The sequence below is a fragment of the Haemophilus parainfluenzae genome, from assembly GCF_003252795.1.
GTDB classification, from domain to species: Bacteria; Pseudomonadota; Gammaproteobacteria; order Enterobacterales; family Pasteurellaceae; genus Haemophilus_D; species Haemophilus_D parainfluenzae_K.
In genome coordinates this window covers 208,592-235,533 of the sequence record NZ_QEPQ01000001.1, presented here as the reverse complement: position 1 = coordinate 235,533, position 26,942 = coordinate 208,592, and the positions used below count along the sequence as shown (strand labels likewise).

General features: G+C 38.8%; 22 protein-coding genes and 1 tRNA gene. 8 read left to right on the top strand and 15 right to left on the bottom strand.

Annotated features, from left to right (window positions below; all coding sequences use genetic code 11):
- Nucleotides 1–13 precede the first annotated feature (13 nt).
- Nucleotides 14–1,684 carry an energy-dependent translational throttle protein EttA gene (gene ettA, locus DPV81_RS01095; protein ID WP_049365883.1) on the bottom strand — a complete coding sequence of 557 codons (1,671 nt, stop codon included), beginning with the start codon at nt 1,682–1,684 and terminating at the stop codon, nt 14–16.
- 348 nt (nt 1,685–2,032) lie between these two features.
- On the opposite strand from ettA, the gene zevA reads away from it, so the two are divergent.
- Both zevA and zevB read left to right on the top strand, forming a co-directional pair.
- A complete protein-coding gene (gene zevA / locus DPV81_RS01090) occupies nt 2,033–2,665 on the top strand; it encodes a zinc transporter binding subunit ZevA (RefSeq protein ID WP_111386260.1) in 633 nt (210 codons plus the stop codon).
- A 1-nt stretch (nt 2,666) separates the two neighbouring features.
- Complete coding sequence (zevB, locus tag DPV81_RS01085) at nt 2,667–3,644, top strand: zinc transporter permease subunit ZevB (protein WP_111386258.1); 978 nt, start codon at nt 2,667–2,669, stop codon at nt 3,642–3,644.
- A gap of 41 nt (nt 3,645–3,685) precedes the next feature.
- Here zevB and DPV81_RS01080 read toward each other — a convergent pair whose 3' ends face one another.
- The 7 genes from DPV81_RS01080 to DPV81_RS01050 form a co-directional block, all read right to left on the bottom strand.
- The gene (locus DPV81_RS01080) at nt 3,686–4,348 is read right to left on the bottom strand and encodes an NAD(P)H-dependent oxidoreductase (RefSeq protein WP_070775440.1); all 663 of its coding nucleotides are present in this window, start codon (nt 4,346–4,348) and stop codon (nt 3,686–3,688) included.
- Nucleotides 4,349–4,396: 48 nt separating this feature from the next.
- On the bottom strand, nt 4,397–5,140 hold the full coding sequence (locus DPV81_RS01075; protein ID WP_049365880.1) for a YdcF family protein: 744 nt from the start codon (nt 5,138–5,140) through the stop codon (nt 4,397–4,399).
- On the bottom strand, nt 5,140–6,096 hold the full coding sequence (locus DPV81_RS01070) for a polysaccharide pyruvyl transferase family protein (RefSeq protein WP_111386256.1): 957 nt from the start codon (nt 6,094–6,096) through the stop codon (nt 5,140–5,142). The genes DPV81_RS01075 and DPV81_RS01070 overlap by 1 nt, the downstream gene beginning before the upstream one ends.
- On the bottom strand, nt 6,093–7,616 hold the full coding sequence (locus DPV81_RS01065) for a lipopolysaccharide biosynthesis protein (RefSeq protein WP_111386254.1): 1,524 nt from the start codon (nt 7,614–7,616) through the stop codon (nt 6,093–6,095). The genes DPV81_RS01070 and DPV81_RS01065 overlap by 4 nt, the downstream gene beginning before the upstream one ends.
- Nucleotides 7,617–7,754: 138 nt before the next feature.
- A complete protein-coding gene (locus DPV81_RS01060) occupies nt 7,755–9,515 on the bottom strand; it encodes an ABC transporter ATP-binding protein/permease (protein ID WP_111386252.1) in 1,761 nt (586 codons plus the stop codon).
- 64 nt (nt 9,516–9,579) lie between these two features.
- The gene (locus DPV81_RS01055) at nt 9,580–11,823 is read right to left on the bottom strand and encodes a TonB-dependent siderophore receptor (protein WP_111386250.1); all 2,244 of its coding nucleotides are present in this window, start codon (nt 11,821–11,823) and stop codon (nt 9,580–9,582) included.
- A gap of 170 nt (nt 11,824–11,993) precedes the next feature.
- Nucleotides 11,994–12,070, bottom strand: a tRNA-Val gene (locus DPV81_RS01050).
- A gap of 228 nt (nt 12,071–12,298) precedes the next feature.
- Between DPV81_RS01050 and pyk the strand changes: the two genes are divergently transcribed.
- The 4 genes from pyk (at nt 12,299) to pgi (ending at nt 18,103) form a co-directional block, all read left to right on the top strand.
- Entirely contained in the window at nt 12,299–13,735 is a 1,437-nt protein-coding gene (pyk, locus tag DPV81_RS01045; protein WP_111386248.1) for a pyruvate kinase, read from the top strand.
- A 149-nt stretch (nt 13,736–13,884) separates the two neighbouring features.
- Nucleotides 13,885–15,291, top strand: a complete 1,407-nt coding sequence (locus tag DPV81_RS01040; RefSeq protein ID WP_049372524.1) for a replicative DNA helicase — start codon at nt 13,885–13,887, stop codon at nt 15,289–15,291.
- Nucleotides 15,292–15,314: 23 nt separating this feature from the next.
- Nucleotides 15,315–16,397: an alanine racemase gene (gene alr, locus DPV81_RS01035; protein ID WP_049380934.1), complete on the top strand. Its 1,083-nt coding sequence runs from the start codon at nt 15,315–15,317 to the stop codon at nt 16,395–16,397.
- 56 nt (nt 16,398–16,453) lie between these two features.
- Nucleotides 16,454–18,103: a glucose-6-phosphate isomerase gene (gene pgi, locus DPV81_RS01030; protein WP_111386246.1), complete on the top strand. Its 1,650-nt coding sequence runs from the start codon at nt 16,454–16,456 to the stop codon at nt 18,101–18,103.
- A 52-nt stretch (nt 18,104–18,155) separates the two neighbouring features.
- On the opposite strand, the gene DPV81_RS01025 is transcribed toward pgi, so the two are convergent.
- The 7 genes from DPV81_RS01025 to DPV81_RS09540 form a co-directional block, all read right to left on the bottom strand.
- Nucleotides 18,156–19,334 (bottom strand): MFS transporter, encoded by a 1,179-nt coding sequence (locus DPV81_RS01025; protein WP_347812330.1) that lies wholly within the window; start codon nt 19,332–19,334, stop codon nt 18,156–18,158.
- A gap of 63 nt (nt 19,335–19,397) precedes the next feature.
- Nucleotides 19,398–20,855, bottom strand: a complete 1,458-nt coding sequence (locus DPV81_RS01020) for a glycoside hydrolase family 32 protein (RefSeq protein WP_111386242.1) — start codon at nt 20,853–20,855, stop codon at nt 19,398–19,400.
- A gap of 9 nt (nt 20,856–20,864) precedes the next feature.
- Nucleotides 20,865–21,476, bottom strand: coding sequence for a glutathione S-transferase N-terminal domain-containing protein (locus DPV81_RS01015; RefSeq protein WP_111386240.1), 612 nt, complete (start codon nt 21,474–21,476; stop codon nt 20,865–20,867).
- A 58-nt stretch (nt 21,477–21,534) separates the two neighbouring features.
- On the bottom strand, nt 21,535–22,461 hold the full coding sequence (gene cscK, locus DPV81_RS01010) for a fructokinase (RefSeq protein WP_111386238.1): 927 nt from the start codon (nt 22,459–22,461) through the stop codon (nt 21,535–21,537).
- 75 nt (nt 22,462–22,536) lie between these two features.
- The gene (gene tyrS, locus DPV81_RS01005; RefSeq protein WP_111386236.1) at nt 22,537–23,724 is read right to left on the bottom strand and encodes a tyrosine--tRNA ligase; all 1,188 of its coding nucleotides are present in this window, start codon (nt 23,722–23,724) and stop codon (nt 22,537–22,539) included.
- Between the two features lie 209 nt (nt 23,725–23,933).
- A complete protein-coding gene (sfsA, locus tag DPV81_RS01000) occupies nt 23,934–24,650 on the bottom strand; it encodes a DNA/RNA nuclease SfsA (protein ID WP_054419356.1) in 717 nt (238 codons plus the stop codon).
- Nucleotides 24,651–24,749: 99 nt separating this feature from the next.
- Entirely contained in the window at nt 24,750–24,866 is a 117-nt protein-coding gene (locus tag DPV81_RS09540; protein WP_373897080.1) for an IS3 family transposase, read from the bottom strand.
- Between the two features lie 319 nt (nt 24,867–25,185).
- On the opposite strand from DPV81_RS09540, the gene msrAB reads away from it, so the two are divergent.
- Both msrAB and DPV81_RS00985 read left to right on the top strand, forming a co-directional pair.
- Entirely contained in the window at nt 25,186–26,247 is a 1,062-nt protein-coding gene (gene msrAB, locus DPV81_RS00990; protein ID WP_005636030.1) for a bifunctional peptide-methionine (S)-S-oxide reductase MsrA/peptide-methionine (R)-S-oxide reductase MsrB, read from the top strand.
- Between the two features lie 11 nt (nt 26,248–26,258).
- Nucleotides 26,259–26,900 carry a cytochrome c biogenesis protein CcdA gene (locus tag DPV81_RS00985; RefSeq protein ID WP_005628783.1) on the top strand — a complete coding sequence of 214 codons (642 nt, stop codon included), beginning with the start codon at nt 26,259–26,261 and terminating at the stop codon, nt 26,898–26,900.
- The last annotated feature ends 42 nt before the right edge of the window (nt 26,901–26,942 follow it).

Genomic DNA, 26,942 nt, shown 5'->3' with positions numbered 1-26,942 from the left:
GCACTTTAATTTCTTATTTTGCAATACGCTTATATTTAATACGATGTGGTTGTGTTGCGGCTTCACCTAAGGTTTTCTTTTTCCACTCTTCGTAGTCTGAGAAGTTACCTTCGTAGAACGTCACTTTACCTTCATCACCGTAATCTAAAATATGAGTCGCAATACGATCTAAGAACCAACGGTCATGGGAAATCACCATTGCACAACCCGGGAATTCTAAGATCGCATTTTCTAATGCACGTAAGGTTTCAACGTCTAAGTCATTGGTAGGTTCGTCCAATAACAGTACGTTACCACCACGTTGTAGAAGTTTCGCTAAGTGTAAACGACCACGTTCACCACCTGATAATTCGCCAACGCGTTTTTGTTGATCTACGCCTTTGAAGTTAAATCGGCCAACATAGGCACGGCTTGGAATTTCAAAGTTACCAATGGTCAGAACATCTTGTCCGTTAGACACTTCTTCCCAAACGGTTTTCTTGTCATCCATTGAATCACGGAATTGATCCACAGAAGCAAGCACAACGGTTTCACCCATCGTAATTGAGCCGCTATCGGGTTGTTCTTGGCCTGAAAGCATACGGAATAGGGTCGATTTACCCGCACCATTTGGCCCAATAATACCCACGATAGCCCCTTTTGGAATGCTAAATGATAAATTATCAATTAAAGTGCGGTCGCCATAAGATTTGGTTAAGTTCTGCACTTCAATCACTTTATCACCTAAACGTGGACCAGGTGGAATAAAGAGTTCATTGGTCTCGTTGCGTTTTTGGTATTCGCCAGAGTTCAACTCATCGAAGCGTGCCATACGAGCTTTGCTTTTCGCTTGACGGCCTTTCGGATTTTGGCGTACCCATTCTAACTCTTTCGCAATCGATTTTTGACGCGCATTTTCAGCAGCTTGTTCTTGCTCTAAGCGTTTCTCTTTTTGCTCTAACCAAGAAGAGTAGTTACCTTCCCAAGGAATACCTTCACCACGGTCAAGCTCTAAGATCCAACCTGCTACGTTATCTAAGAAGTAACGGTCGTGGGTAATTGCCACAACAGTACCTTCGTAGTCATGTAAGAAGCGTTCTAACCATGCTACAGATTCCGCATCTAAGTGGTTGGTTGGCTCGTCTAATAAGAGCATGTCTGGTTTTTCGAGTAATAAACGACAAAGCGCCACACGACGACGCTCACCACCAGATAAATGCTCAATTTTGGCATCCCAATCTGGTAAACGTAATGCATCAGCCGCACGCTCTAATTGGTTATCTAAATTATGTCCATCATGTGCTTGAATAATCGCTTCAAGGTTTGCTTGTTCTGCGGCTAGTTTATCGAAATCCGCATCAGGATCGGCATAAAGTGCATAAACTTCATCTAAACGAGTCAATGCATTTTTTACTTCAGAAACGGCTTCTTCGACCGCTTCACGCACAGTTTGTTGCGGATCAAGTTTTGGTTCCTGTGGAAGATAACCGATCTTAATACCCGGTTGTGGACGCGCTTCACCTTCGAACTCTTTATCCACGCCCGCCATAATGCGTAAAAGGGTTGATTTACCCGCACCATTTAAGCCGAGCACCCCGATTTTTGCACCAGGGAAGAAGCTTAAAGAAATATCTTTCAAAATATGACGCTTCGGTGGCACCACTTTGCCGACACGGTGCATCGTATATACAAATTGCGTTGACATAATTTTCTCGATGTTATGAATAAAAGTGCGGTTATTTTACTTTATGTTTAGGGAATAAGCTATTTGAAAGGCAAAAAAAACCACCCATACAGGGTGGTAGGAAAGTAGTTTAGCTATATTTATGATTATTTTATTTAGGAACTTTATGAATATCAAGCAATCACTTGACGAGACAAATAGTACATAAATTTCAGTTATAAGGGAAATGCGAATGAATCATTTTTTGATAAAAATCAATAAAATCATAGGATTTTTTACTTTTAGACTGATTTTTATTCGATTTTGATTGGGAACTGCTTGTGATAAAATCTGTCTATTCAATCATTTAGCCACTCTTTTTTCTTATTTATGTTTAAAAAATTACTTCTTGGATTATTGCTGATTTCACCTTTTTCAGCGCTAGCGCATCCCCACGCATTCATCGATATGCAAACGAAACCCTTAGTGAAAGATAATCAATTAATTGGTTTCTCGACGCAGTGGTTACTTGATGAGGCCAGTTCTTCAGCCGTCCTGTATGATGTGAAACAGGCGAAAGGGGATAAGGCCGCCCAACAGAAGTTAATTGATGAAGTCATGGCGAACGTTGTGAATGAACATTACTTTAGTTATGTCTTTGACAAAGAAAATCATAAGATTAAATACACAAAACACCCTGAAAATTACGGTATGCGTGTGAAAGGGAACGAGGTGGAATATTATTTTGATTTTCTTTTGGCACAGCCACAGGCCTTACAAAATAATGAATTTACGCTGATGACTTATGACCGCACTTATTATGTGGCTATGCGGTATGCAGAACCAGGCAAAAGATCGGTTGATTTTTCATCACTTCCTGCAAATTGCAAAGGCGAGGTGCTGGAACCTAATGTCGATGAAAAAATTCAATCTTACGCATCATCATTGGATAAATCGCAAAAAAATGAAGATGATTCTCTTGGTGTATTGTTTGCGCAGAAAGTAAAAATTAAGTGTGAATAAAATGAAGTTAAAACTGACCGCACTTTTTATTGGTTTATTAGCGATTATCTTCGCATTATTACCTTGGCTGTTTGTGCAAGTTGCCGATTGGCAAAAAGCCTTTAATCAGCTGATTTCTGAAAATCTCCATCAGATTCAAGCTCATTCATCAACGGCAGGATTGTGGTTGATTTTTGCCGCCTTTTCTTATGGTGTATTACATGCATTAGGGCCTGGGCATGGCAAATTTATTATCGCTAGTTATCTTTCTACGCACGAGAGTCAACTTAAGACCAGCGTACGCTTAAGCTTGCTTTCCTCTCTTATGCAAGGTTTTGTCGCAGTTGCTGCAACCTCCATTGTGGTGGTGATACTTAATCTTTCCTCTAAATATTTTAAACTTAGCCAGTTATGGCTGGAGCGTAGTGCTCTAATTTTATTAGTGTTATTAGGGATTTATTGGATTGCTCAAGGTCTGAAAGGATTAAAGAAAAAGCAATCTTTTCGCATTACATCGATCCAATCATTACCAAAACAGATTGGAACAGCTTCGCCATTTCGATATGAGCAAGGAAAAGTAAGTCAAACACAATGTAGTTGTGGGCATCAACATCTACCGAATGATCAACAGCTTAAGCAATCAGGTGATTTAAAATCTCAGCTCTTAGTGATTTTAACCATTGGTATGCGACCGTGTAGTGGCGCTATTTTTGTGCTCTTTCTCGCTTATATGCTGGATCTTTATTGGTGGGGAATTGTAGCTACGTTTGCCATGTCTCTGGGCACAGGATTAATGCTTTCACTTTTTGCTGCGTTAGTGCGCTATGCGAGAAATGTCGCAACGCGATTAGGCCATTGGTACGGTTTAACTGGTTCTAATCAAAAAGGCGAGGCAATGATCAAATGTATTGCGGGCGCAATTATGATCTTTTTTGCACTAAGCTTGTTATATGGCACGATGGAGGCTGTAACAGGTGGCGGTGCCTTGTTTGGTGGGTAAAGAAAAGGGCAGCGTTTGCTGCCCATTTATTTGAAAATAGATTATTCAACCCAAGTAACGATTTCTTCAATTGGTCTACGTGATTTTTTAGTAATGTCTCTCGCACGATAACCAAATGTTGCTGCCACAGATACGCCCCATTCATTTGGATCAAAGAGACCTTCAGCGGTTAAAGTTTCATTCATTTTATCGTAGTTAAAGCCTTCAATAGGGCAAGAATCTACACCGATAGCGGCGGCACCAGTGAGCATATTGGCTAATGCAATGTAGGTTTGTTTGCTTGTCCAGTCAAATAATGCACGCTCGCTTTCTGCGGTTTTCATTTCAACTTCTTGTAAGCCTTTATATTTTGCCAAGGCTTTTTCTAACTGCTCACCTTGTAAACCTCTACGCACCGCTACATCACGGAAGAAAGGCGTGTCATAGCGTGCATTTTTCTTCGCAAGAATGATCACTAAATGGCTACAATCATCTAATTGATATTGCATACCCCAGCTAAAAGGTTTGAGTTTATCGCGTAATGCTTTATTTTGAATCACTAAGAACTTCCATGGCTCAGAGCCGACAGAGCTTGGTGATAAACGAGCAAATTCTAAAATTGCCGCGAAATCTTCTTGGCTAATTTTTTTATTCGGATCGTAATAACGTGTGGAGCAGCGATTTTCGAATACCTGAAGCATTTGTTCGCGTGTAATTTGACTCATGTTTTCTTCCTCTTAACATTATCTAATTTGTGATCTTTCGACCGCACTTTAGCGCTCTTTCCAATATCCAATCCACTCTTTGAGTAATTGCATATTTTTCGTAATCGCGCCACCTTGTGGAATAAAATGCATCATATTGAGTCCATAACTGTCAGGCGTAATGCCTTCACCTACACTTGCAGGTAACACATCAAAACCTTGTTGTTGGAACAATAATTTTGCACGTTGCATATGCCATTCATTGGTGACTAAAATAATTTTGTGAATACCTTCTTTTTCCAACATTTGTTTGGTGAAAAGGGCATTTTCTTTGGTAGTAAGAGCTTTAGGTTCAATCCATTTAGTTGGCACATTAAAGAAGTTTTTGAGTTCTTCCGCAGCGATTTTTGCTTCAATGGCGCCAGTTGGACTCGCCCCTGTAATTAATAATGGCAAGTGCGTTTCTTTTTGCAAGAATGCGGCATAGCGTAAGCGTTCAAGTTGAATACCTGTTGAAGCTAATGGTGCATAAAGCTCTTTGCTATCACGTAAACCACCGCCAAGTAAAACGATCGCTTGAGCTTGTTGATAATCTTGCAGTGTTAAATGATCTTCAGTAATGAGACTGTCTTTAAGTACTTGTGCCGTGTAAGGAATGCTTAAAAGATAGAGTAGAGAGAAACCAAGTGCGGTCGAAATTCGGCTTAATTTTTTGAAATTGAATTTAGCTAGAATAAGTGAAAGTCCCCATAAAATTAAAATATTAAATGGGGGAAGAATCATGGCTGTAATCAGTTTTTTCAATTCAAACATTATTTATCCAATTCAACAAAATCTAGCTCTTTGGTCCATAATTTGGCATAGCTACTATTTTTACCATAAGAGTTATCGCAAACACGATTTGGAATTTCTAACAAGCAAGAGAAAATATGACCATGTAAGCGAGTTGTGGTGACTTTATCATTCGCTAAGAATACTTGTGCAACACGTTTTACAATGCGTTGAGTATAGGCATACCAAAACTGATGGCAAAGATCTTTCAGCCAACCCAGACCAAATTTATTGGCTATTTTACTCATTCGCCAGCTTACTGCTAAAACAACATCGTCTTCTGTTGAAAGAATATCTTCCCAGTCTTTTACATCGCTGTTAGCAGGCAGTTGAGCAAGGATATTTTTCTCGATATCACTCGCTTCAATATCTTTACGTAGGAAGTAAAGTTGCTCACCAGTTTTGCCTTGTTTCGTTTCCATGGTTCCATAAAGCTGATGAGCCATGTCCGGTGACAAATAAACATGATTTGAAAATTGTGCAAATAGATTCGCTGTTCTTTCGTCACGAGCCAGTAGATGGCAATCACTGTGGCTACGGAAAAGTGCGGCTGATTTTTGCAGATTTTCTTCGTGTTTAAAATAAGCAGTTTGTGGCAGCACAATAATTCGATTATTCGGGAAATGCGTCACCATTTCTTCACGGATCTTTTGGTGCTGCGGATAAAGATCGCCAAAGTTACCGCCACCATGTAAAAGGATGGTGGTGTTTGGTGTAATTTTCGCTTTAACTTCTTCAAGATCTAAATCATATTCGCAACGTTTTAAGGTTACGTTAATGTGGTGATCTTTAAAAAATTGCTCAGTTCCGTGATAAATCAGCAAATCGCCCACGTTCAAATGAAGCGGGTAGTCGAAATAAAATACGTCGTTTTTATCTTTGATCAGTTCAACAATAGGATTCAGTTTGTTTTTTAAATCAATAAGGAGTTGATTCATTTTTTTACTCTTTTCTTTAAATAGCTAAACAAGAAATTTTTTTCTGCTGTGTTTAATCCGAAGATTAAAATGACACAGATTAATACCATTTCTAAAATGATGGATTGTCCAATAAATTCCAATAAAGAATAACTGCGGGTGGTATCTGATATATAGATGATACCTAATAGCAGGCCAAACACCACGCCCACATTCACTAAATATGAGACAAATTCTTTGTGGTTAAATTTAATTTTTTTATTAATAAAATATAATCGATAGATTTGTGAGATGACCATCGTACTAAATTTACCCACAAAGGCAAATACTGGATTATAACCTAGTGTGAACAAATAATAAGCCAAAGGCACCGTACAAAGATCGATTAATGCTACGATGATATTGTATTGTTTTACGGTGGATGTGCCAATGGCTAATGCACTCATCCAAAATGCCCCAGCCATCGCACTGATTAATAAGCAAGCAATAATAGCTTGTACAAGCTGTTCAGTATATTGCGGAAGATGATCACCTAACCAAAATGTCAGTAAGGTATGGGTGAAATACAATACAGGTGCAGAGAGAATCGCCATTAAATAAAGTGAATATTTTGAAATACCAAGAATTAATTGGCGATTGCGATCGTAATCTTTTGCTGCATAAGACTGCACTAACTGCGGATTAGCCGCCATTTGGAAATTATTCACAAAGCTATAAACGGCACCTTCTACCTGTGTCGCAATGGCAACAGCGGCGTTGACTGCCACACCAAAGAATAAGTTTGATACCATATTCAAGCCTTGTGTTGAACCCACATAGGCAACTTGTCCCATGAGCATCCAACCGGAAAAACTTACCATTTCTTTGGTTTTGCTTAAATCTTTATATAAGCGGAAACGTGCGGCTTCTTTGAAATAATATTTAGTGAATAACACATAAAGGGAGAGCACAATTAAGCTGACTGAAAGCAATAAGCAGCCATAAGTAATCAACTTATCGTAATGTGTGATGTGGCTTAAGATAAAGACAGAAGTCAGTTTTAAGATGGTTTCACCTAATCCCAACCAAGCATAGAATCCCATTTTCTCGTGTGCAACAATCATGGCATTGAATGGCACCTTGATGATTTCAACAAGGGCAATAATTAATGCTAATTGGTAAACGATATTTACGGCTTGCAAGCGTTCAGCGGGGATCACCAATTTGTGATTTAAAAACCATAAACCGACGGTTTCAGCTAACACGAATACGATAAAAATAATGAGTAGGTGATTTAAGATACTAATATTAAAGACTTTATTAACGCGTTGAATGTCATTCGAGGCTTTTTCTACGTTAATAAAACGCTGTGTAGTGGCGGTCATTGTGCCATTAAAAAAGGAAAATAAGACCACAACCCCCATCACAATGTTGTAGATACCAAAATCTTCCACACCCAATACCTGTAATACTACACGAGAGATATATAGCATCGCCCCCATATTGAAGAGCATTCGGATATAAAGAAATAGCGTATTTTTAGCAATGGTTTTATTTGACATTGTGAAAATGAAATTAAAAAAGTTGGGGGAATTATAGGGGGGATTGGGGTGTGTAGCAAGCCTTGAGAGACTTCTTATAAGTTCAATTGTATTTAGTAAAAAAAGAAAAGGCTAAATATAAATTTAGCCTTTTATTATTTAGACGATGCAGACTGCTAAATCTAGTTGCTTATTATGGAACTGATGCAATGTGCCACGATGACCCACGCTCAGAATGATCATATTGGGTAATCGCTCTTTAATTGTTTTATAAAGGAGGTACTCGGTTGGCTCATCAAGTGCTGATGTGGTTTCATCTAAAAAGACCACTTCAGGTTTCGTCAGTAAAATCCGAATAAATGCCACGCGCTGTAATTCACCTGGCGACAAAATTGCTTGCCAATCGTTCTCTACATCAAGGCTATGAAGATATTTATCTAAACAGCAATCAGTCAGTGTTTTTTCCAATTCAGGATGATAAGGATCGATATCCGGATAGCAAATCGCTTCACGTAGCGTACCTTGTGGCATATAAGGACGCTGCGGTAAGAATAAACTGGTCACACAAGGATGTTCCACCAGACCAACAGTCTCAAAAGGATAAATCCCCGCCATCGCTTTTAATAGAGATGTTTTCCCTGTGCCAGATGGACCTTGAATTAATAAAGCATCACCATTTTTTAATTCAATATCTAAGTTATTAAGCAACAATCTACCTTGCTCATCTTTAATACCAAAGTTTGACAATGCAACACGGTTAGAACATTTCATGGGTTGATGAACCTCTGAATGATCTAATTCATCCAACTTAGTCATAAAACCATAAAGACGATTTAAACGCGCTTGGTAGAGTGTAAATTCTTCATAGAACAAACGGAAGAAAGAAAGTGCTGTCATTAATCGGTTAAATGCTTGCACAGTTTGGTGCATATCGCCCAGTTTGATTTGTCCAGTGAAAAAACGAGGGGCTTGCAGCATTAACGGCAAGAGTTTTGCAACACGCGTGACACTTCCATTAAAGCCGTCTAATCCCAGCATTCTCAATACAATTGCCCAACGGTTATGAATGATTTGAGCAAATTTGTTTTTCAATAAATGTTGTTCTTGCAATTCACCTTGATAGAACGCGATACTTTCCGCATTATCTCGCACTCGAATTAAAGAATAACGATAGTCACCATTAAGTTTTTCTTTGTTAAAGTTTAACTTGATCAAAGGGTGACCAATCCAAACAGACATTAACGTTGCGAGGATAATAAAGGCGTAAATAAAGAAGACAACACCTTTTTCGATATTTAATCCGAAAAGACTTAACACGCCAGAAAGAGACCAAAGGATGATAGTAAATTCAATGGTGGTCAGAACAGAATTAATCATGCCACGTACAATAGTGACAGTGCTACTGATGAATTCACGAGCATCTTGTTCAATACGTTGGTCAATATTATCGGGTAGCTCTTTTTCGTATTTAAGACGATAGTATTTTTTATTTTCTAACCAGCGTTTAACAAGGACTTTATTTAAGCTTTCCAACCAACGAATTTCAAATACTTGCTGCAAGAAATAATCGGCGATGGAGTGGATAACTTGTACCAATACTAAGAGGGCATTCAGTTTTGCAAAGAACCAAAACTTATCCGCATCTAATTCCTGCATGGAGCTATAAAGCCCATTGTAGAAAAAAGAATTGAGAACACTGAAGCGTACTTCTAATAAAATCATGGTAAACAACACCAATAGCATAAGGATTATTTTGATGCTGTTACTTCGATCAATCGAAGGGGATGCAATATGCCAAAACTTTTGACCAAATGTGGTTTGCTTTAGTGCTATCATCACCATGCTAAAGCATAAAACTACCCAGAAAAGTGCGGTCAAAATCCAGCTTAAACTTGAGTTAAGTTCAGTTTGCCAATTCATTGATTATCCATAAAGTAAAAAACGAAAAAAGGGCGAAATATTCGCCCTAATATTGTGCGCTCAATTAAAACTCAACTTTCGTGTTGAAGATAAATTCACGTCCATAACCTAACGCAACAGGGATTAACGTGTTTGTTGCGTTACCAGAGGTAGATGGATAGTAAGTTTTATCTGTTAAGTTTTTACCGTTAAGTTGGAAAGACACTTTCTTGCCAGAGATTTTGGTGTCGTAAGCAATAAAGGCATCATATACCACGGCATGAGGTAATTTGTATGCTTTGGTGTAATCACTGTTATAAGCATGCCAAGAACCTAAATAACGAGCACCGCCACCAACACGGATGTTACCAAAATCAAATTCACCTATGTTATAAGCTAAGAATAGAGAAGCTTGATGTTTCGGTACACCAGAAAGTTGTTGATTTACCGCATCAGGATAAAGCTCATTTTCAAGTGATTTTACTTTAGTGTATGTATAGTTAGCCGCTACACTTAGGTTATCAGTAACTTGACCATTAAGATCGAATTCCACACCGCGAGAACGTTGTTTGCCCACAATATTTAGCTGCGCACTTGAACCCGAACCAACGGCCTCAGCTACATTACGTTTGGTGATATTGAATAATGCAAGTGTCGCATTGAAGCCAGAGTTTTCGTATTTTGCACCAATTTCAAAAGATTTACCTTGTTCTGGTTTTAAATCACCGCTAACAGGTGTTGCAACACTCATTTGTGGACGGAAAGACTCAGCGTAGTTAGCAAATGTCGCAATATGTGGCGTAAATTTATATACGGCACCTAATTGATACAATAATTTACCATCGTGCTGATCAGTATTTCCTGTTCTTGTTAGATTTTGGCCTTTTTTACAGTTTGCAGCATTTAAACAATGACGTCCCGCAAATTGATCAAAGTACTCATAACGTAAACCACCAGTCATGATAAAGTTATCGGTAAAGTAAGCGGTATCTTGAATATAAACACCAACGGTTTTGAGATGGTTATATTGGTAAGCGTTGCCGTTACCGTTTTTATGTTCAGCAACCGGATTGGTATAATTTGGATGATCGATATTGATATCAGAACTCATGATACCTTGGTTATAAATAGGTCCAATATCACGAATATTACGCATAACATCCACACCGGCTACAAAACGGTTGGCAATATCACCAATACCAAATTCACCGACGATATTTAATGTGCCACTATGAACACGTTGATCGCCTTGTTGTTGCTCAATAGCTCGGCGTACATGACGAGCGCTTAATTCTGGAGAGGTAATCTCGCCCTTTTTATTTTTAATAGCAGGGATCGCAACATCTTTAACATTGATATTTGTAATACGTGCTTGGTTATAGAAATATTTATAACGAGCATAGCTGTAACCCGCATTTAATTTCCAACCGTCACTTAATTTGTGTTCAATTTTGAAATCGATATTATCGGTTTTTGCGGTTGTTTCATTATTCGGCTCATCTAAACGACGTGATACAGGGATATCCGGTAATGCATTCGTTGCCGTTAAAAGATTTGTACCACGATCAAATGGCTCAAGAATATCTTTATGTTCATAAGAAAGAAGCACTTTAGTTTTATCATTTTCCCAAGAAAGTGATGGTGCGTAAGTGGTATTCTTCACTTTACCAAAATTACGCCAGTAGTCTTTTTCTTGTTTGTCATAGATAAAGCGGTAAGCAAAACCATTTCCTAAGCCACCAGTGAAATCTAATTGTGTTCCCCATAGGCTATGATTACCTAAAGTTCCACCAATGATATAGCGAGGTGTTTGTTGTGGTTTTTTAGTAATGATATTAACCACACCACCAGGATCTTGAATACCGTAAAGTACAGATGCAGGCCCTTTTAACACTTCAACGGTTTCAGTTGTCGCGCTAAAGTTTTTTGCTGGGCCGGCTTGTAAACCGTTACGCATAATCGAGTTGTCACGGTTTCCACCAAAACCACGTTTTTGGATGGCATCAAACATACCACCTAGCGTATTGGCTTGGCTTACACCACTGACGTTATAAAGCGCATCAATGAGTGATTCAGGTTTACGATCTTCTAATAATTTAGTCGAAAGGATATTGACAGTATTTGGCGTATCGAATACAGGCACTTCAGCTTTTGATACAACGGATGTCCCTGTTGTTTGATAACCATTTTGTTTAATACCTGTATCTTGAACATTAATTTGTTCAAGCGTTTCAGTGTTTGCTTTTACAGGTTGTTCAGTTTCCGCAAATGCCGAAACAGAAAAACTGGTTAAAAGTGCGGTTGAAATGAGGCTTAATTTAAAATTCATAATCGCTATCCCGATAGATAATAAAAGAGGCGCAAGTATAGCGAAAACGTTTTCGTTGATCAATGAAAATTATTTTCATTTGTACGGGTGATTCGTTCAGAAAGTATCCATTCAAATTAAGTAGGGATAAAAAGAAAAAATCCCAAGCTAAAAAGCTTGGGATTGCAAGATGGTGCGACTAGCTGGACTCGAACCAGTGACCCCCACCATGTCAAGGTGGTGCTCTAACCAACTGAGCTATAGTCGCGTAAAAGATGTGGCAGATGATAAACAGTTTTGAGGATGAAAACAAGAGGATTTGTTTTAAGTTAAATTTAGCTGCTAAAAAAATAACCAAAAATTGATTTAAAAAGTCTCAGTAGTTATTTTGATTTTATGCAGGTTTAAGCGTATAATGCGCAGCGTTTTTTATCTCGGATGAGCCGAAATTTAAAAAGAGCTTTAGTAAATTGTAACCATTTGTGGAGTTTAGATAATGTCTAGAAAATTAAGAAGAACGAAGATTGTATGTACAATGGGTCCAGCAACAGACCGCGATAACAATCTTGAAAAAATTATCGCAGCAGGTGCTAATGTTGTACGTATGAACTTTTCTCACGGTACACCAGATGATCATATTGAGCGTGCTGAGCGTGTTCGTGCGATCGCGAAAAAATTAGGTAAAACCGTGGCAATTTTAGGTGACTTACAAGGTCCTAAAATTCGTGTTTCTACTTTTAAAGACGGCAAAATTTTCTTAAATGTTGGTGATAAATTTATTCTTGATGCGGAATTACCAAAAGGTGAAGGTAATCAAGAAGCCGTTGGTTTAGACTATAAAACACTTCCACAAGATGTTGTGCCAGGCGATATTCTTTTATTAGATGATGGCCGTGTTCAATTAAAAGTTCTTTCTACTGACGGTGCAAAAGTATTTACTGAAGTGACAGTTGGTGGTCCGTTATCAAACAATAAAGGGATCAACAAATTAGGTGGTGGTTTATCTGCAGACGCATTAACTGAAAAAGATAAAGCAGATATCATCACAGCTGCACGTATTGGTGTAGATTACTTAGCTGTATCTTTCCCTCGTTCAAGTGCAGATTTAAACTATGCGCGTGAATTAGCAAAACAAGCAGGTTTAGACGCGAAAATCGTTGCTAAAGTTGAACGTGCTGAAACAGTCGTTGATGAAGCAGCAATGGATGATATCATCCTCGCTTCTGATGTAATTATGGTTGCGCGTGGTGACTTAGGTGTTGAAATTGGTGACCCAGAATTGGTTGGCGTACAGAAAAAATTAATTCGTCGTTCACGTCAATTAAATCGTGCGGTTATTACTGCAACTCAAATGATGGAGTCAATGATCAGCAACCCAATGCCAACTCGTGCAGAAGTGATGGACGTGGCAAATGCGGTATTAGATGGTACTGACGCGGTAATGCTTTCAGCAGAAACTGCTGCAGGTCAATATCCAGCTGAAACAGTTGCAACGATGGCGCGTGTATGTTTAGGTGCAGAAAAAATGCCTAGCATCAATGTTTCTCATCACCGTTTAGATCGTGAGTTCAGAGATATTGAAGAATCTGTAGCAATGTCTGCGATGTATGCAGCGAACCACTTAAGCGGTATTGCAGCAATCATTACATTAAGCCACTCTGGTCGTACACCATTATTAATGTCACGTATTAGCTCAGGTTTACCAATCTTTGCACTTTCTCGTGTTCAAGAAACATTAAACCGTTGCGCATTATACCGTGGTGTAACACCAGTTCATTTTGATGGTGAATCTCGTAGCTCTGCAGGTGCAAAAGCCGCGATTAACCTATTAAAAGAAAAAGGTTATTTAGTTTCAGGTGATCTTGTTTTATTAACACAAGGTGATGAATCAGAAGGTACAACTAACGTTTGTCGTACTTTAACTGTTGAATAATCAACATTCCTGAGTGAAAAAGAGCGGTGGATTTTTCCACCGTTTTTTTATGTCTAAAATATTGAAAATATTGACCGCACTTTTTTCTTAAAACCACCTCGTATTTGCGGTATCATAAGCACAGTCCTTTAGTTTAAATTGAAATCCTTATGGCATCACAACGACAAATCCAATCTTCCGATCAGAAAACTGAACAAGTTAGCATCCCGCCTCATTCTACTGAAGCTGAACAAGCCGTTCTTGGCGGCATCATGTTGAGTAATCAACATTGGGATGGTATTGCAGAAAGAGTGATCGCTGAGGATTTTTACACGTTTGCACATAAAGCAATCTTCCAAACTATGGAAGAATTAATGCGTAACCAAACGCCGATTGATTTAATCACCCTTGATCAAGCCCTTAAAGCCAAAGGTATCAGTGATTCCGTAGGCGGTTTTGCTTATCTCGCTGATCTTTCTAATAACACCCCAAATGCTATTAATATTTTGGCCTATGCAGAGATCGTACGTGAAAAAGCGATTTTGCGTGAGCTTATTGCCGTAGGGAATCGTATTGCAGAAAACAGTTATTCGCCCAAAGGCAAAGACATCAAGATGGTGTTGGATGAAGCCGAAAGAGAAGTGTTTGCGATCGCTGAAAAACGAAGTTCTTCAACAGAAGGACCACAAAACGTGCTCAGCGTATTGGAAAGCACCATCGCTCGAATTGAAACTTTAGGTAAGCTTGAAAATCATAACGGTGTGACAGGGGTCACAACAGGCTTTGTTGATTTAGACAAGAAAACAGCTGGTTTACAGCCTTCAGACCTCATTATTGTGGCGGCGCGTCCTTCCATGGGTAAAACCACGTTTGCAATGAACCTTTGTGAAAACGCTGCTATGGCAAGTGATAAGCCAGTATTAGTATTCAGTTTAGAGATGCCGGCTGAACAAATCATGATGCGTATGATTGCCTCTCTCGCTCGCGTGGACCAAACCAAAATTCGTACTGGCCAAAACTTGGAAGAAGCAGAATGGAGCAAAATTGCCAGCGTGTTTGGGATGTTTAAGCAAAAAAACAATCTTTATATTGATGATTCATCGGGGTTAACCCCAACAGAATTGCGTTCTCGCGCACGTCGTGTGTATCGCGAAAATGGTGGATTGAGCATGATTATGGTGGATTACCTTCAATTAATGCGCGCGCCCGCATTTTCAGATAACCGTACCTTAGAGATTGCTGAGATTTCTCGTTCTTTAAAAGCATTAGCGAAAGAATTAGAGGTTCCAGTGATTGCGCTTTCCCAGCTTAACCGTACTTTGGAACAACGTGCAGATAAACGTCCGGTAAACTCAGACTTGCGTGAATCTGGCTCTATTGAGCAGGATGCTGATTTGATTATGTTTATTTATCGTGACGAAGTGTATAACGAGAATTCTGAAGATAAAGGGGTGGCTGAAATTATTATTGGTAAACAACGTAACGGTCCGATTGGTCGTGTACGTTTAGCATTTAACGGTCAATTCTCACGCTTTGATAACCTTGCCGAACAGCGTGAATACAGAGATGATTATTAGGCAAGATAGAACGGATTAGAAAAATGAACGTAAAACCGGCAACAGCGAAAATCAGTTCGCTTGCCTTAAAACATAATTTACAAGTTATTAAAGAAAAAGCGCCACATAGCAAAATTATTGCAGTGGTAAAAGCAAACGCATATGGTCATGGCGTGGTATTTGTTTCATCTGCTTTAGAAAGCATGGTAGATTGCTTTGCCGTAGCGCGTTTAGAAGAGGCGTTATCGTTACGCTCTAACGGTATTATCAAACCGATCTTATTACTAGAAGGATTCTTTGATGAAAAAGACTTACCGATTATTGCGGTAAATAACATTGAAACGGTGGTACATAACCGTGAACAGCTTGAAGCATTAAAACGAGCTGTGGTACCAAGTCCAATCAAAGTCTGGTTGAAGATTGATACGGGGATGCACCGTTTAGGTGTGTCGCTTGATGAAGTGGACTATTTTTATCAAGAGCTGAAAAAACTCCCTCAAATTCAACCGCACTTAGGTTTTGTCAGCCATTTTAGTCGAGCAGATGAATTAGATTCTGATTACACTCAAGTCCAGCTTGATCGTTTCCTTCAAGCGACAAAAGATAAAGGTGGAGAAAGAACCATTGCGGCATCGGGCGGGATTTTATTCTGGCCTGAAGCACATTTAGATTGTATTCGACCAGGGATTATTATGTACGGCATTTCACCAACGGATACTGTCGGTGCTGAATTTGGTTTAATCCCCGTGATGAACTTAACTTCTTCATTGCTTGCGGTGCGAGAACATAAAAAAGGTGAACCTGTTGGCTATGGTGGCATTTGGACCAGTCCGAAAGATACCAAAATTGGTGTTGTCGCTATTGGATACGGTGATGGATATCCGCGTGATGTGCCGGAAGGTACACCAGTTTATCTAAATGGTCGTATTGTTCCTATTGTCGGTCGCGTCTCAATGGATATGCTAACGGTAGACTTAGGCGCTGATAGCCAAGATAAAGTTGGTGATGAAGTGATTTTATGGGGTAAGGAATTACCAATTGAAACGGTAGCTAAATACAGTGGTATTTTAAGCTATGAATTGATTACAAAATTAACCCCGCGTGTTATAACAGAATATGTCGATTAATTGTTTTTGCAAGAAAGCAAAAATGTAAAGAATTCAATTTTTAAAAGGAAATATTCATGAAAAACATCAATCCAACCAATACACAAGCGTGGAAAGCGCTTGAAGCTCACCAATCTCAACTGGCTCATACCACGATTGCTGATTTGTTTAAGCAAGAAGAAAATCGTTTTAATGACTATTCTTTAACTTTTGAAAATCAAATCTTAGTAGATTTTTCAAAAAATAAAATTAATCAAGAAACCCTCAAATTGCTTCGTCAATTAGCCAAAGAATCGGCATTAGATGAAGCGATTAATGCTATGTTTACAGGCAAAAAGATTAATCGTACAGAAAATCGAGCTGTATTACATACCGCACTTCGTAACCGTTCAAATACACCTGTCTATGTAGATGGCAAAGATGTGATGCCAGAAGTGAATGCCGTATTAGCGAAAATGAGTGCGTTCTGTGAGCGTGTGATTTCAGGTGAATGGAAAGGTTATACGGGAAAAGCGATTACTGATGTGGTGAATATTGGTATCGGTGGTTCGGACTTAGGTCCTTACATGGTGACTGAAGCGCTTCGTCCTTATAAAAATCACTTGAATATGCACTTCGTTTCAAACGTGGATGGAACCCATATCGCTGAAACATTGAAAAAAGTGAATCCTGAAACGACACTTTTCTTAGTGGCTTCTAAAACCTTCACCACTCAAGAAACCATGACCAATGCGAATTCTGCACGCGATTGGTTATTAGCGGCAGCGAAAGATAACAGCGCGGTGGCAAAACACTTCGCTGCGCTTTCTACCAATGGTAAAGCGGTAGCAGAATTTGGTATTGATACCAATAATATGTTTGAGTTCTGGGATTGGGTTGGTGGCCGTTATTCTTTATGGTCTGCAATCGGTCTTTCAATTGCACTTTCAATCGGCTTTGATAATTTTGAAGCACTCTTAAGTGGTGCACATGAAATAGATAAACATTTCCGTACTGCGCCATTAGAAAAAAATATCCCTGCAACATTAGCATTGGTTGGTTTATGGAATACTAACTTCCTTGGTGCACAAACTGAGGCAATTTTACCTTATGACCAATATTTACATCGTTTTGCGGCTTATTTCCAACAAGGCAACATGGAATCAAACGGTAAATATGTTGATCGTAATGGCGATGTTATCCGTGATTATCAAACCGGCCCAATTATTTGGGGTGAACCAGGTACAAATGGTCAGCATGCGTTCTATCAATTGATTCACCAAGGTACGATGTTAATTCCTTGTGACTTTATCGCGCCGGCACAAAGCCATAATCCATTAGGTGATCACCACAGCAAATTGTTATCAAACTTCTTTGCACAAACTGAAGCGCTTGCATTTGGTAAAACCAAAGAAGAAGTCGAAGCAGAATTTGTGAAAGCGGGTAAATCTTTAGCTGAGGTAAAAGACATTGTGCCATTTAAAGTCTTTACCGGTAACAAACCGACCAACTCTATTTTAGTGCAAAAAATTACACCATTTGTTCTTGGTGCATTAATTGCCATGTATGAACACAAAATTTTTACACAAGGTGTGATTTTTAATATCTTCAGTTTTGACCAATGGGGCGTGGAATTAGGTAAACAATTAGCGAATCGAATTCTTCCTGAATTGGCAGATAAAGAGAAAGTCTCAAGCCATGATAGCTCAACCAATGGATTGATTAACCAATTCAAAGCATGGCGCTAAGATAATATAAAGTAAAAGTGCGGTCAAAATTGACCGCACTTTTTTATTTTCATTAAACTGATTTGACTTTCCACATACAGCCTACGCTGATAAAAATTAGTGCCACAGCGACATAAAAAACAGAGTTGTAGTGCCAAATTTCCGCAATAATACCCGCAATCGGTCCACCAATAATCCAACTACTTTTGGCTGCATTACTGAATAGCGTAGTGGCTGTGCCCATTTTAGTCGGCATTAAATCTTGGAAATACACCATGCCAATGGTAGCAGTAATACCAATAAAAATCGCATTAAGCATTTGTAATCCGATAAGCTGCCAAGTTTGCTCCGCAAATAATAAACTTGAATAAAAAGCAAGGCCTGAAACTAAAGCAATCATCATCAAGCGCTTTTTACTGAAATATTTGGTGAGATAGCCCGCAAAAATCATCACAGGAATTTCCAATCCAGCAGCCGTCCCCATCAATGTCCCTGCCAGTTCTTTGTTTAAATGTAATTCATTAATCACAAATAATGGCATATTAATGAGATACATGCTGTTACAGGTCCAAAGCAATAGGTTAGCGATGAACAAGTAAATCACACTTTTTCTTGGTGGCGTATTGTCTAAAATCTCTTGATTTTTAACCGCACTTTGGCGAGGAATTTTCGGCAATAATTTGCTGACGCCTGCACAAAGTAAAAAGGCAGAACCCGCCACCAAATACATGTAATCAAAGCCCCAGTTTAACGCAATGAAAAAAGAAAGCGGTGGCCCAACAATCCAAGCCAATGAGATTTGAGTTCGCATAATCGTGGTGAACATCACCGCTTCACGATGACTGCTTTCTGCATATTCTCGTGCTAAAGCAAAAGATTGTGGATTAGCGGATGAGCCCAATCCTAATAGGGTTGTACCGATAATAATCAACACATAATAATTTCGGCTATAAGCAAAAATCAGACAGCCAAGCACAGCAATCAAACAGCAAACAATCATCACTTTGCGACGGTCATCTTGCTTATCAGAATATTTCGCGAGAATTTGGCTTAAGATAATGCCAATAATGGCATTAACTGAATAGAATAAGCCCACAAAAAAAGGCGAAACTTGAATCTCTTGAGAGAGATACAAACTCAAAGTCGGTGTTTGAAACGCAGAGGCAATTCCCGTTAAAAAGGCAATCAATAGAAAATTGAACGCCACAAGATTAGATGGTGTTGCGTTTTGTTGTTGAACAAACATAGTCATTACTTAATAAGAGAACATGGTTGGAAATAAAAGTGCGGTTAATTTTAACCGCACTTGAGTTGATTATTTGTCATATTGAATTGCTGGTAAATAACCAATCATTAAATCCAATGGACGGCTACAGCTTATTGTATTTTCTCTGTTCTCAATGAAAAATCTTGATGTCATCGCTTTTTCACCCTGATTAAAGAAAATTTCAATAATTGAACGATCAAAGAAAATTTCAACAGTTTGCAGATTTTCAACTTCGCAGAAGCGTTTGGTATCGAATTTTTCCATTAAATCGGTTTGTTCGCTTTGACTGCGATCTAAGCAAACCAAGCCATTTTCATAAGAAAGTCGTAATGATTGTCCTTTTTCATTTTGGAAGAAGGTTAAGTCAAAGGCTTGGTTATTTGCCTCAAATTTAATATACGCACGATCTAAATTAGCAATATCCGCTTTTTCATTGAGATGACGCGCAGAAAGTGCGGTCAGATTTTTGTATATTTTATCAATCGGGCATTGATAAATTTTCGAACCTTCTAAACGCAATTCTCTTGGTAAGGTTAAAGCTGAGTGCCATTTAAATTTGTCTGTTGGATAAGTTAAATCTGGCAAACCAATCCAACCGAAAAGCACGGCATGAGTTTGGTTATCTAAGCCTGCAAATGTTTGTGGGGCATAGAAATCAAAGCCTTGATCTAATTCGCTAATATATTCTGCTTCAAAGGTTAAATCCGTTAATTTCCCCACAGCATAAGTCGCATGATAATTATTTTGGAATTGATGAGCTTCCCGATCTTTACCTTGTGGCGACCAAATAAACACATCTTTATCACCGAGCTTCAATAGGTCAGGGCATTCCCACATAAACACGTTTTTATTGTCAAAAGCGGGTAAGGAAAGCTCACCTAATAAACGAGGCGTATCTTCAAGATTGTCCATTTCAAAAATAATGGCTGTCCCTGTGAGGTTTTCTCGCTGTGCGCCACAGATAAAACGGATTTTACCCTCTTTAGTTAAATACGGTTTAGGATCGCGAACGTGTTCTGTATAACCTTCTGGTGCATTTTCAATTAATGGACGTTTGCTAAGCAATTTCCCATTAAGATCAAAAATCGCTAAATTTTGATAAGGCACGCGTTGATTATTACTTGGACGACGAGTATTGCCAGTGTAGAACATGGCCAATTTATCACCGACTTTTAAAGCACCACCCGAATAACATCCATGAGATTCAAAAAGCTCACAAGGAATCAGATCATCCGCTGATTGGTAATGTTGGAAGTCTTTTGTGATTAAATGCTTCCAATGTTTCATCCCGTGAATTGCATCGAATGGAAACCATTGGTAGAACAGATGATATTTCTCTCCATCGAAGATCAAACCATTCGGATCATTCATCAAGCCAGTTGGTGGGGCAATATGAAAGTGCGGTCGGAAATCCTTGTCTTTTTGCACGGTTTCAGCAATTCCCGCAAGTTCACCTTTTTCTGCGGCTAGAATACTTTTGTATTTGCCATTATTGAAAATAATCATAATTTAATCTTATTTTGGTAAGGTATTTTTTAAGCAATCATAGCGTTGATTCATTGCTTCAGCCCATGTTTTTAATGATTTGATGGTTTCATGTTGTGACGCATGAGTCCAAGCATCGCGAAATAATAGAAAATCAATTGCACACACGGCATTCAATGTGCCGATATTTAATTCTTCACCAAAACTATCAATGGCTTTTTTTAGTTCAATTAAGCTTCGCTCAGTGCGGTCAAAAATTTGCTGATGACGTTCAAGCCACCATTGCTCTTGTGGACGAAGGCATTTTTCAGGTGCTACGGATATTTCATTCTCTAAAATACCATCGGCTAAATAATGTAAACGGAGTATTTCCCAACGTGTCTCGCTGTTTCCATAAAGTGAAGGTTGCGTACCAATGTGATCGAGATATTCAGCAATGAGTGAACTGTTATAAAGCCATTCACCATTTTCTCGTTGTAATGCCGGTAAACGACCAAGAGGATTGTCTAAGTTATGTGGTGAGTTCTTATCTAAGCCACTGCTTGCGAGGAGTAATTCAACATGATCTTGCAATTGATGATATTGCACTACAGCACGGGCTTTTCTAGCATAAGGGCTAGAGTTCGAATACCAAAGTTTCATACATACTTCCTAAATTATTTTCATAAATAAAAGGTGCAGCTATTTGCACCTTTGCATGCTAATTCGCTAAAAATGCCGCTAATTGTGTTTGGTTTGGTAAGGCAGACATTGCCCCTTTTGCCGTTGTTGCAAGAGCGCCGCAGGCATTAGCCTGACGGACGATTTGCACTAATACATCATTTTCTTTCCAGTTTGGATGCTGTGAAAGTCCAGCAAGTAGGCCACCAACGAAAGCATCGCCAGCACCCGTTGTATCAACAGGTTGTAAGGCTTTTCCAGAAATCACATCTTTCTTACCTTCTAAGTGATAGAGTGCACCATCTTTACCTAAAGTCACGATAATCAATTTTTCAGGATAAAGTGCGGTCACTTTTTCAAAGGCTTTTTCAAGGCTGTCAGTATTAGTCAAAAGCGTTAATTCTTCTTCAGAGAATTTTAATACGTCAGCTAATGCAACTGCTTCCATTACCACAGTTTTCATTTCTTCTAAGCTTGACCAAAGCGACTCACGTAGATTTGGATCGAAAGAGAAGAAACCGCCAGCGGCTTTAACACGACGAATGGCTTCGAAAGTCGCTTCGCGTGATGGATTATTAATCAGCGCGATAGAGCAGCAATGCAGCCATTCACCTTGTTGGAATGGGGGTAAATCGCTAGCTTGTAAAAACTGATCCGCACTTGGGTTTACCATAAAGGTAAAGCTACGTTCGCCATTATCTAAGCCGACGATAACTGTAGAGGTGCGATGTTGCGGATCTAAAATCATATGTTGTGTATTCACATTTTCCGAATTTAAGGTATCTTGCATAAATTGGCCAAGCGGATCGTTACCTACGCGACCAATAAAGGCACTCTGGCTGCCTAATCGTGCCACGCCAACAGCCACATTTGCAGGGGCGCCACCAGCACAACGTAAATAATGATTTTCACCGTCAGGAATAAGATCGACAACCGCATCTCCGGTTACCCAAATTTTTTGGCTCATATTATTTTCCTTCTATTGTGGATATCAGTTAAAAAATAACCGCACTTAAAAAGAGCGGTCATTTTCATAGGTGTTTTATGCGATGGTTACGCGAGCGAACTTACGTTTACCGACTTGGTAAACATTCGTGCCTTTTGGCGCGTTGGCTTTCATGTCTTCAACTTTTTCACCGTTAATTTTCACACCACCTTGTTTCGCTGAGCGAATTGCTTCAGAAGTAGAAGGAACCAGTCCCGCTTCTTTTAATAAGGTTGCTAAACCAATTTCGCCTTCAAAGGTGAATTCAGGCATTTCATCTGGCATCGCACCTTTTTGGAAACGGTTAATAAATTCTTGCTCAGCCGCCTCTGCCGCTACTTCATCATGGAAACGTGCAATGATTTCTTTGGCTAATAAAATCTTCACATCACGTGGGTTTTTACCATTTTCCACTTCTGCTTTTAATTCAGCAATTTCAGTGAGTGGACGGAAAGAAAGTAAGTTGTACCAATCCCACATTAATTCATCCGAGATCGACATAATTTTACCGAACATATCGCTTGGTGCATCTGTCACGCCGATGTAGTTACCTAATGATTTAGACATTTTCTTCTCACCGTCTAAACCAACAAGTAATGGAAGCGTAATTGCTACTTGTGGTTTCTGACCAGCTGATTTTTGTAATTCACGACCAACAAGTAAGTTAAATTTTTGGTCAGTACCACCAAGTTCAACGTCTGCTTCTAAAGCAACAGAGTCATGACCTTGTAATAAAGGATAAATAAATTCGTGAATTGCGATAGGTTGGTTGTTACCAAAACGTTTTTTGAAGTCATCACGTTCTAGCATACGCGCTACGGTGTAGTTACTTGCTAAACGGATCATCCCTTCAGTACCCAATTTACCTAACCATTCAGAGTTGAATACGATTTTCGTTTTTTGTGGGTCTAGAATTTTGTAAATCTGTTCTTTATAGGTTTCCGCATTGCGAAGCACATCTTCGCGGCTAAGCGGTGGGCGAGTGGTATTTTTACCAGATGGGTCACCGACCATCCCCGTGAAATCACCGATTAAGAAATAGACTTCGTGGCCTAATTGTTGGAATTGACGAAGTTTGTTTAATACCACGGTATGCCCTAAGTGAATATCCGGAGCAGTAGGGTCTGCACCAAGTTTAATTTTAAGTGGGCGATTTTCTTTTAGTTTTTCGATTAAATCCGCTTCAGAAAGAATCTCATCAGTACCGCGTTTTAGTTCTGCGAGAACGGTATTAATATCAGTCATTCTATTTCCTAATGTTATTTCAATATTAAAGGCTACATTATAGAGAATATGGCTGAAATGAAAAGATTGAGATGAAAAAAAACGCCTATTTGTGGGGAAATAGGCGTGAAGTTGGAGTGATTATCTGTTTGTTTTTAGAATGGCTAGATGATAACTATTATCAAATAACTTGTCAACAATAAAATGCAAATAATTCTCAATTATTTTTTTTAATCGATGTAAGGTACACTTTCTGTGAGAGAAAGTGCGGTCGGAATGCCATCTGAAATGTTAAATTTTCCCGCATAAGCATAAGCTTCAACGCTCTGAGATTTGGCGTCCTTTAAAAGACGATCATATTCAGGATCTACAAACTCAGCGATTTTAAAACGATCGAAGCCATCATGTAATCCGGCAAAGAGAACAACGGCTCGATGTCCTTGTTTTTTCATAGCTAAAAGCTCGCGAACATGTTTTTGTCCACGAGTAGTTACCGCATCGGGAAACATCCCTAATGTGCCTTTTACAAAAGTGATTGATTTCACTTCAACATAACAATCTGGCAAGCCCCCACCTTTAAGTAAGAAGTCGATACGGCTATTTTCTTCACCATATTTCACTTCAGGATAAATTTCATCATACATAGCGAGTTCTTTAATTTGCTTATTTTGCAAGGCTTCAAAGACTAACTGATTGGATCTGTGAGTATTAATGCAAACAAGTTGGCCATTTGCTAATTGCGTTAATTCCCAACTGTGTGGATATTTGCGAGTTTGGCTATCAGAATGAGAGTACCAAACGGTATCGCCTTTTTCACCACAGCCAGTCATTGCACCAGTATTTGCACAATGAATCGTGATCACTTCACCATTTGGTAATTCAATATCAGTCAAAAAACGCTTATAGCGGCGAATTAATTTTGCGGATTGTAGGGTAGGGAGTTGCATGATTGTTCCTTGATTGTCCTTGTTAAAAGAAAGTGAGGTCAAATTTAATGATGAAATTAATCGCTCTTTGATCTGCCCCCCAAAAGTTGGACAGGTTAGTTAACTTAAATATTGAGATCGGTATTGCACTGGGCTCAATCCTTTGAAAGCAAGTTTAATGCGTTTTGGGTTGTAATACACTAAATATTCTTCAATTTTAGCCTGTAATCCAGCAATTGAATGATAAGTCCGAGAGTAAAAACACTCTGATTTTAGTATCGCAAAAAACTTTCAATCACCGCATTATCATAGCAATTTCCTCGGCGGCTCATACTTTGCACCGCTTTGTGATAAAGCGAAGGAGTGGAATATGATTGCATATAGATTTTTTTACCTTAGAAAAGAGGGCGAAACAGTGTTTTTTAGCTCTTTATTATTGGTTATAACAATGGATTTCAGTCAATTTCTTTAAAAATTTTACAAAAATCTGTAAGAAATCGGATTATCCGCCGTCTAACCTTATGTAACGTTAATTTTCACATCATAAGGAAAAACAATGAAACTATCAAAAACATTTCTATTTATTACCGCACTTTGTTGTGCTACACCAACTTTAGCAATACAAAATTCAACATCATCATCTGGAGAACAAAAAATGGCAATGGAAAATACACAAAACATTCGAGAAATTTATCTTGCTGGTGGCTGTTTCTGGGGTATGGAAGCATATATGGAGCGCATTCACGGGGTGAAAGATGCGATTTCTGGCTATGCCAATGGTAATACGGAAAAAACCAGTTATCAGATGATTGGCGTAACCGATCACGCAGAAACAGTAAAAGTCACTTACGATGCAAATCAAATTTCGCTCGATAAATTATTGCAATATTATTTTAAAGTGATTGATCCAACGAGTGTAAACAAACAAGGTAACGATCGTGGCAGACAATATCGCACAGGGATTTATTATCAAGATGGGGCAGATAAAGCGGTGATCGAACAAGCACTCGCCCAGCTTCAAACCAAATATAAAAAACCAGTGCAAATTGAGGTGCAGCCGCTTAAAAATTACATCGTAGCAGAAGAATATCATCAAGATTATTTAAAGAAAAATCCAAATGGTTATTGCCATATTGATATTACCAAAGCAGATGAACCTATGATTGACGAGAAAGATTATCCGAAACCGAGTGATGCAGAACTTAAAGCGAAATTGACACCGTTGCAATATTCCGTTACTCAAAATAAACATACTGAACGCTCTTTTAGTAACGAATATTGGGATAACTTCCAACCGGGTATTTATGTTGATGTCACCACGGGCGAGCCTGTTTTCTCTTCAAATGATAAATTTGAATCGGGTTGTGGCTGGCCGAGTTTTACGAAACCAATAGCAAAAGAGGTAGTGCATTATCAAACAGATAATAGTTTTAATATGCAACGTACCGAAGTGCTAAGCCGTGCGGGCAATGCTCATTTAGGTCACGTATTTGATGACGGCCCGAAAGATAAAGGCGGTTTGCGCTATTGCATTAACAGCGCATCAATTAAATTTATTCCGTTAGCTGAAATGGAAAAAGCAGGATACGGATATTTGATTCAATCAATTAAAAAATAAGGAGATGCAGGATGTTAGATCAACAACTCCTTATTGGAACTGTATTTTTAGCTGGGCTTGCTTCTTTTCTTTCGCCTTGTATTTTCCCGATTATTCCAATTTATTTTGGTATTTTGAGTAAAGGCGGTAAAAAAGTCCTAAATACTTTTTTATTTATTTTAGGGCTTTCCCTTACATTTGTAAGTCTAGGCTTTAGTTTTGGTTTTTTAGGGAATATTTTATTTAGTAACACTACCCGCATTATCGCTGGCGTTATCGTGATTATTTTGGGTATTCATCAACTTGGCATTTTCAAAATTGGTTTGTTGGAACGCACGAAATTAGTGGAAATCAAAACATCAGGAAAATCGACCGCACTTGAGGCATTTGTGCTTGGTTTAACGTTTAGTCTTGGTTGGACACCTTGTATTGGCCCGATTTTGGCTTCCGTGTTAGCTTTATCAGGCGATGAAGGCTCTGCACTTTACGGTGCATCAATGATGTTTGTTTATGTACTTGGTTTAGCAACGCCTTTTGTGCTGTTTTCGTTTTTCTCTGATAGCTTGCTAAAACGTGCCAAAGGGTTAAATAAACACTTAGACAAATTTAAAATCGGTGGCGGAATTTTAATTATCGTGATGGGCATTTTATTGATTACGAATAATTTTTCGTAAGACATAACCTCAACAAAAGAAATCTATAAAAGGAAAAAAACA

Excerpts from the sequence above, each read along its gene's own strand:
- ettA (WP_049365883.1), bottom strand. The coding sequence starts at position 1,684 with ATGTCAACGCAATTTGTATATACGATGCACCGTGTCGGCAAAGTGGTG.
- zevA (WP_111386260.1), top strand. The coding sequence starts at position 2,033 with ATGTTTAAAAAATTACTTCTTGGATTATTGCTGATTTCACCTTTTTCA.
- zevB (WP_111386258.1), top strand. The coding sequence starts at position 2,667 with ATGAAGTTAAAACTGACCGCACTTTTTATTGGTTTATTAGCGATTATC.
- DPV81_RS01080 (WP_070775440.1), bottom strand. The coding sequence starts at position 4,348 with ATGAGTCAAATTACACGCGAACAAATGCTTCAGGTATTCGAAAATCGC.
- DPV81_RS01075 (WP_049365880.1), bottom strand. The coding sequence starts at position 5,140 with ATGTTTGAATTGAAAAAACTGATTACAGCCATGATTCTTCCCCCATTT.
- DPV81_RS01070 (WP_111386256.1), bottom strand. The coding sequence starts at position 6,096 with ATGAATCAACTCCTTATTGATTTAAAAAACAAACTGAATCCTATTGTT.
- DPV81_RS01065 (WP_111386254.1), bottom strand. The coding sequence starts at position 7,616 with ATGTCAAATAAAACCATTGCTAAAAATACGCTATTTCTTTATATCCGA.
- DPV81_RS01060 (WP_111386252.1), bottom strand. The coding sequence starts at position 9,515 with ATGAATTGGCAAACTGAACTTAACTCAAGTTTAAGCTGGATTTTGACC.
- DPV81_RS01055 (WP_111386250.1), bottom strand. The coding sequence starts at position 11,823 with ATGAATTTTAAATTAAGCCTCATTTCAACCGCACTTTTAACCAGTTTT.
- pyk (WP_111386248.1), top strand. The coding sequence starts at position 12,299 with ATGTCTAGAAAATTAAGAAGAACGAAGATTGTATGTACAATGGGTCCA.
- DPV81_RS01040 (WP_049372524.1), top strand. The coding sequence starts at position 13,885 with ATGGCATCACAACGACAAATCCAATCTTCCGATCAGAAAACTGAACAA.
- alr (WP_049380934.1), top strand. The coding sequence starts at position 15,315 with ATGAACGTAAAACCGGCAACAGCGAAAATCAGTTCGCTTGCCTTAAAA.
- pgi (WP_111386246.1), top strand. The coding sequence starts at position 16,454 with ATGAAAAACATCAATCCAACCAATACACAAGCGTGGAAAGCGCTTGAA.
- DPV81_RS01025 (WP_347812330.1), bottom strand. The coding sequence starts at position 19,334 with ATGACTATGTTTGTTCAACAACAAAACGCAACACCATCTAATCTTGTG.
- DPV81_RS01020 (WP_111386242.1), bottom strand. The coding sequence starts at position 20,855 with ATGATTATTTTCAATAATGGCAAATACAAAAGTATTCTAGCCGCAGAA.
- DPV81_RS01015 (WP_111386240.1), bottom strand. The coding sequence starts at position 21,476 with ATGAAACTTTGGTATTCGAACTCTAGCCCTTATGCTAGAAAAGCCCGT.
- cscK (WP_111386238.1), bottom strand. The coding sequence starts at position 22,461 with ATGAGCCAAAAAATTTGGGTAACCGGAGATGCGGTTGTCGATCTTATT.
- tyrS (WP_111386236.1), bottom strand. The coding sequence starts at position 23,724 with ATGACTGATATTAATACCGTTCTCGCAGAACTAAAACGCGGTACTGAT.
- sfsA (WP_054419356.1), bottom strand. The coding sequence starts at position 24,650 with ATGCAACTCCCTACCCTACAATCCGCAAAATTAATTCGCCGCTATAAG.
- msrAB (WP_005636030.1), top strand. The coding sequence starts at position 25,186 with ATGAAACTATCAAAAACATTTCTATTTATTACCGCACTTTGTTGTGCT.
- DPV81_RS00985 (WP_005628783.1), top strand. The coding sequence starts at position 26,259 with ATGTTAGATCAACAACTCCTTATTGGAACTGTATTTTTAGCTGGGCTT.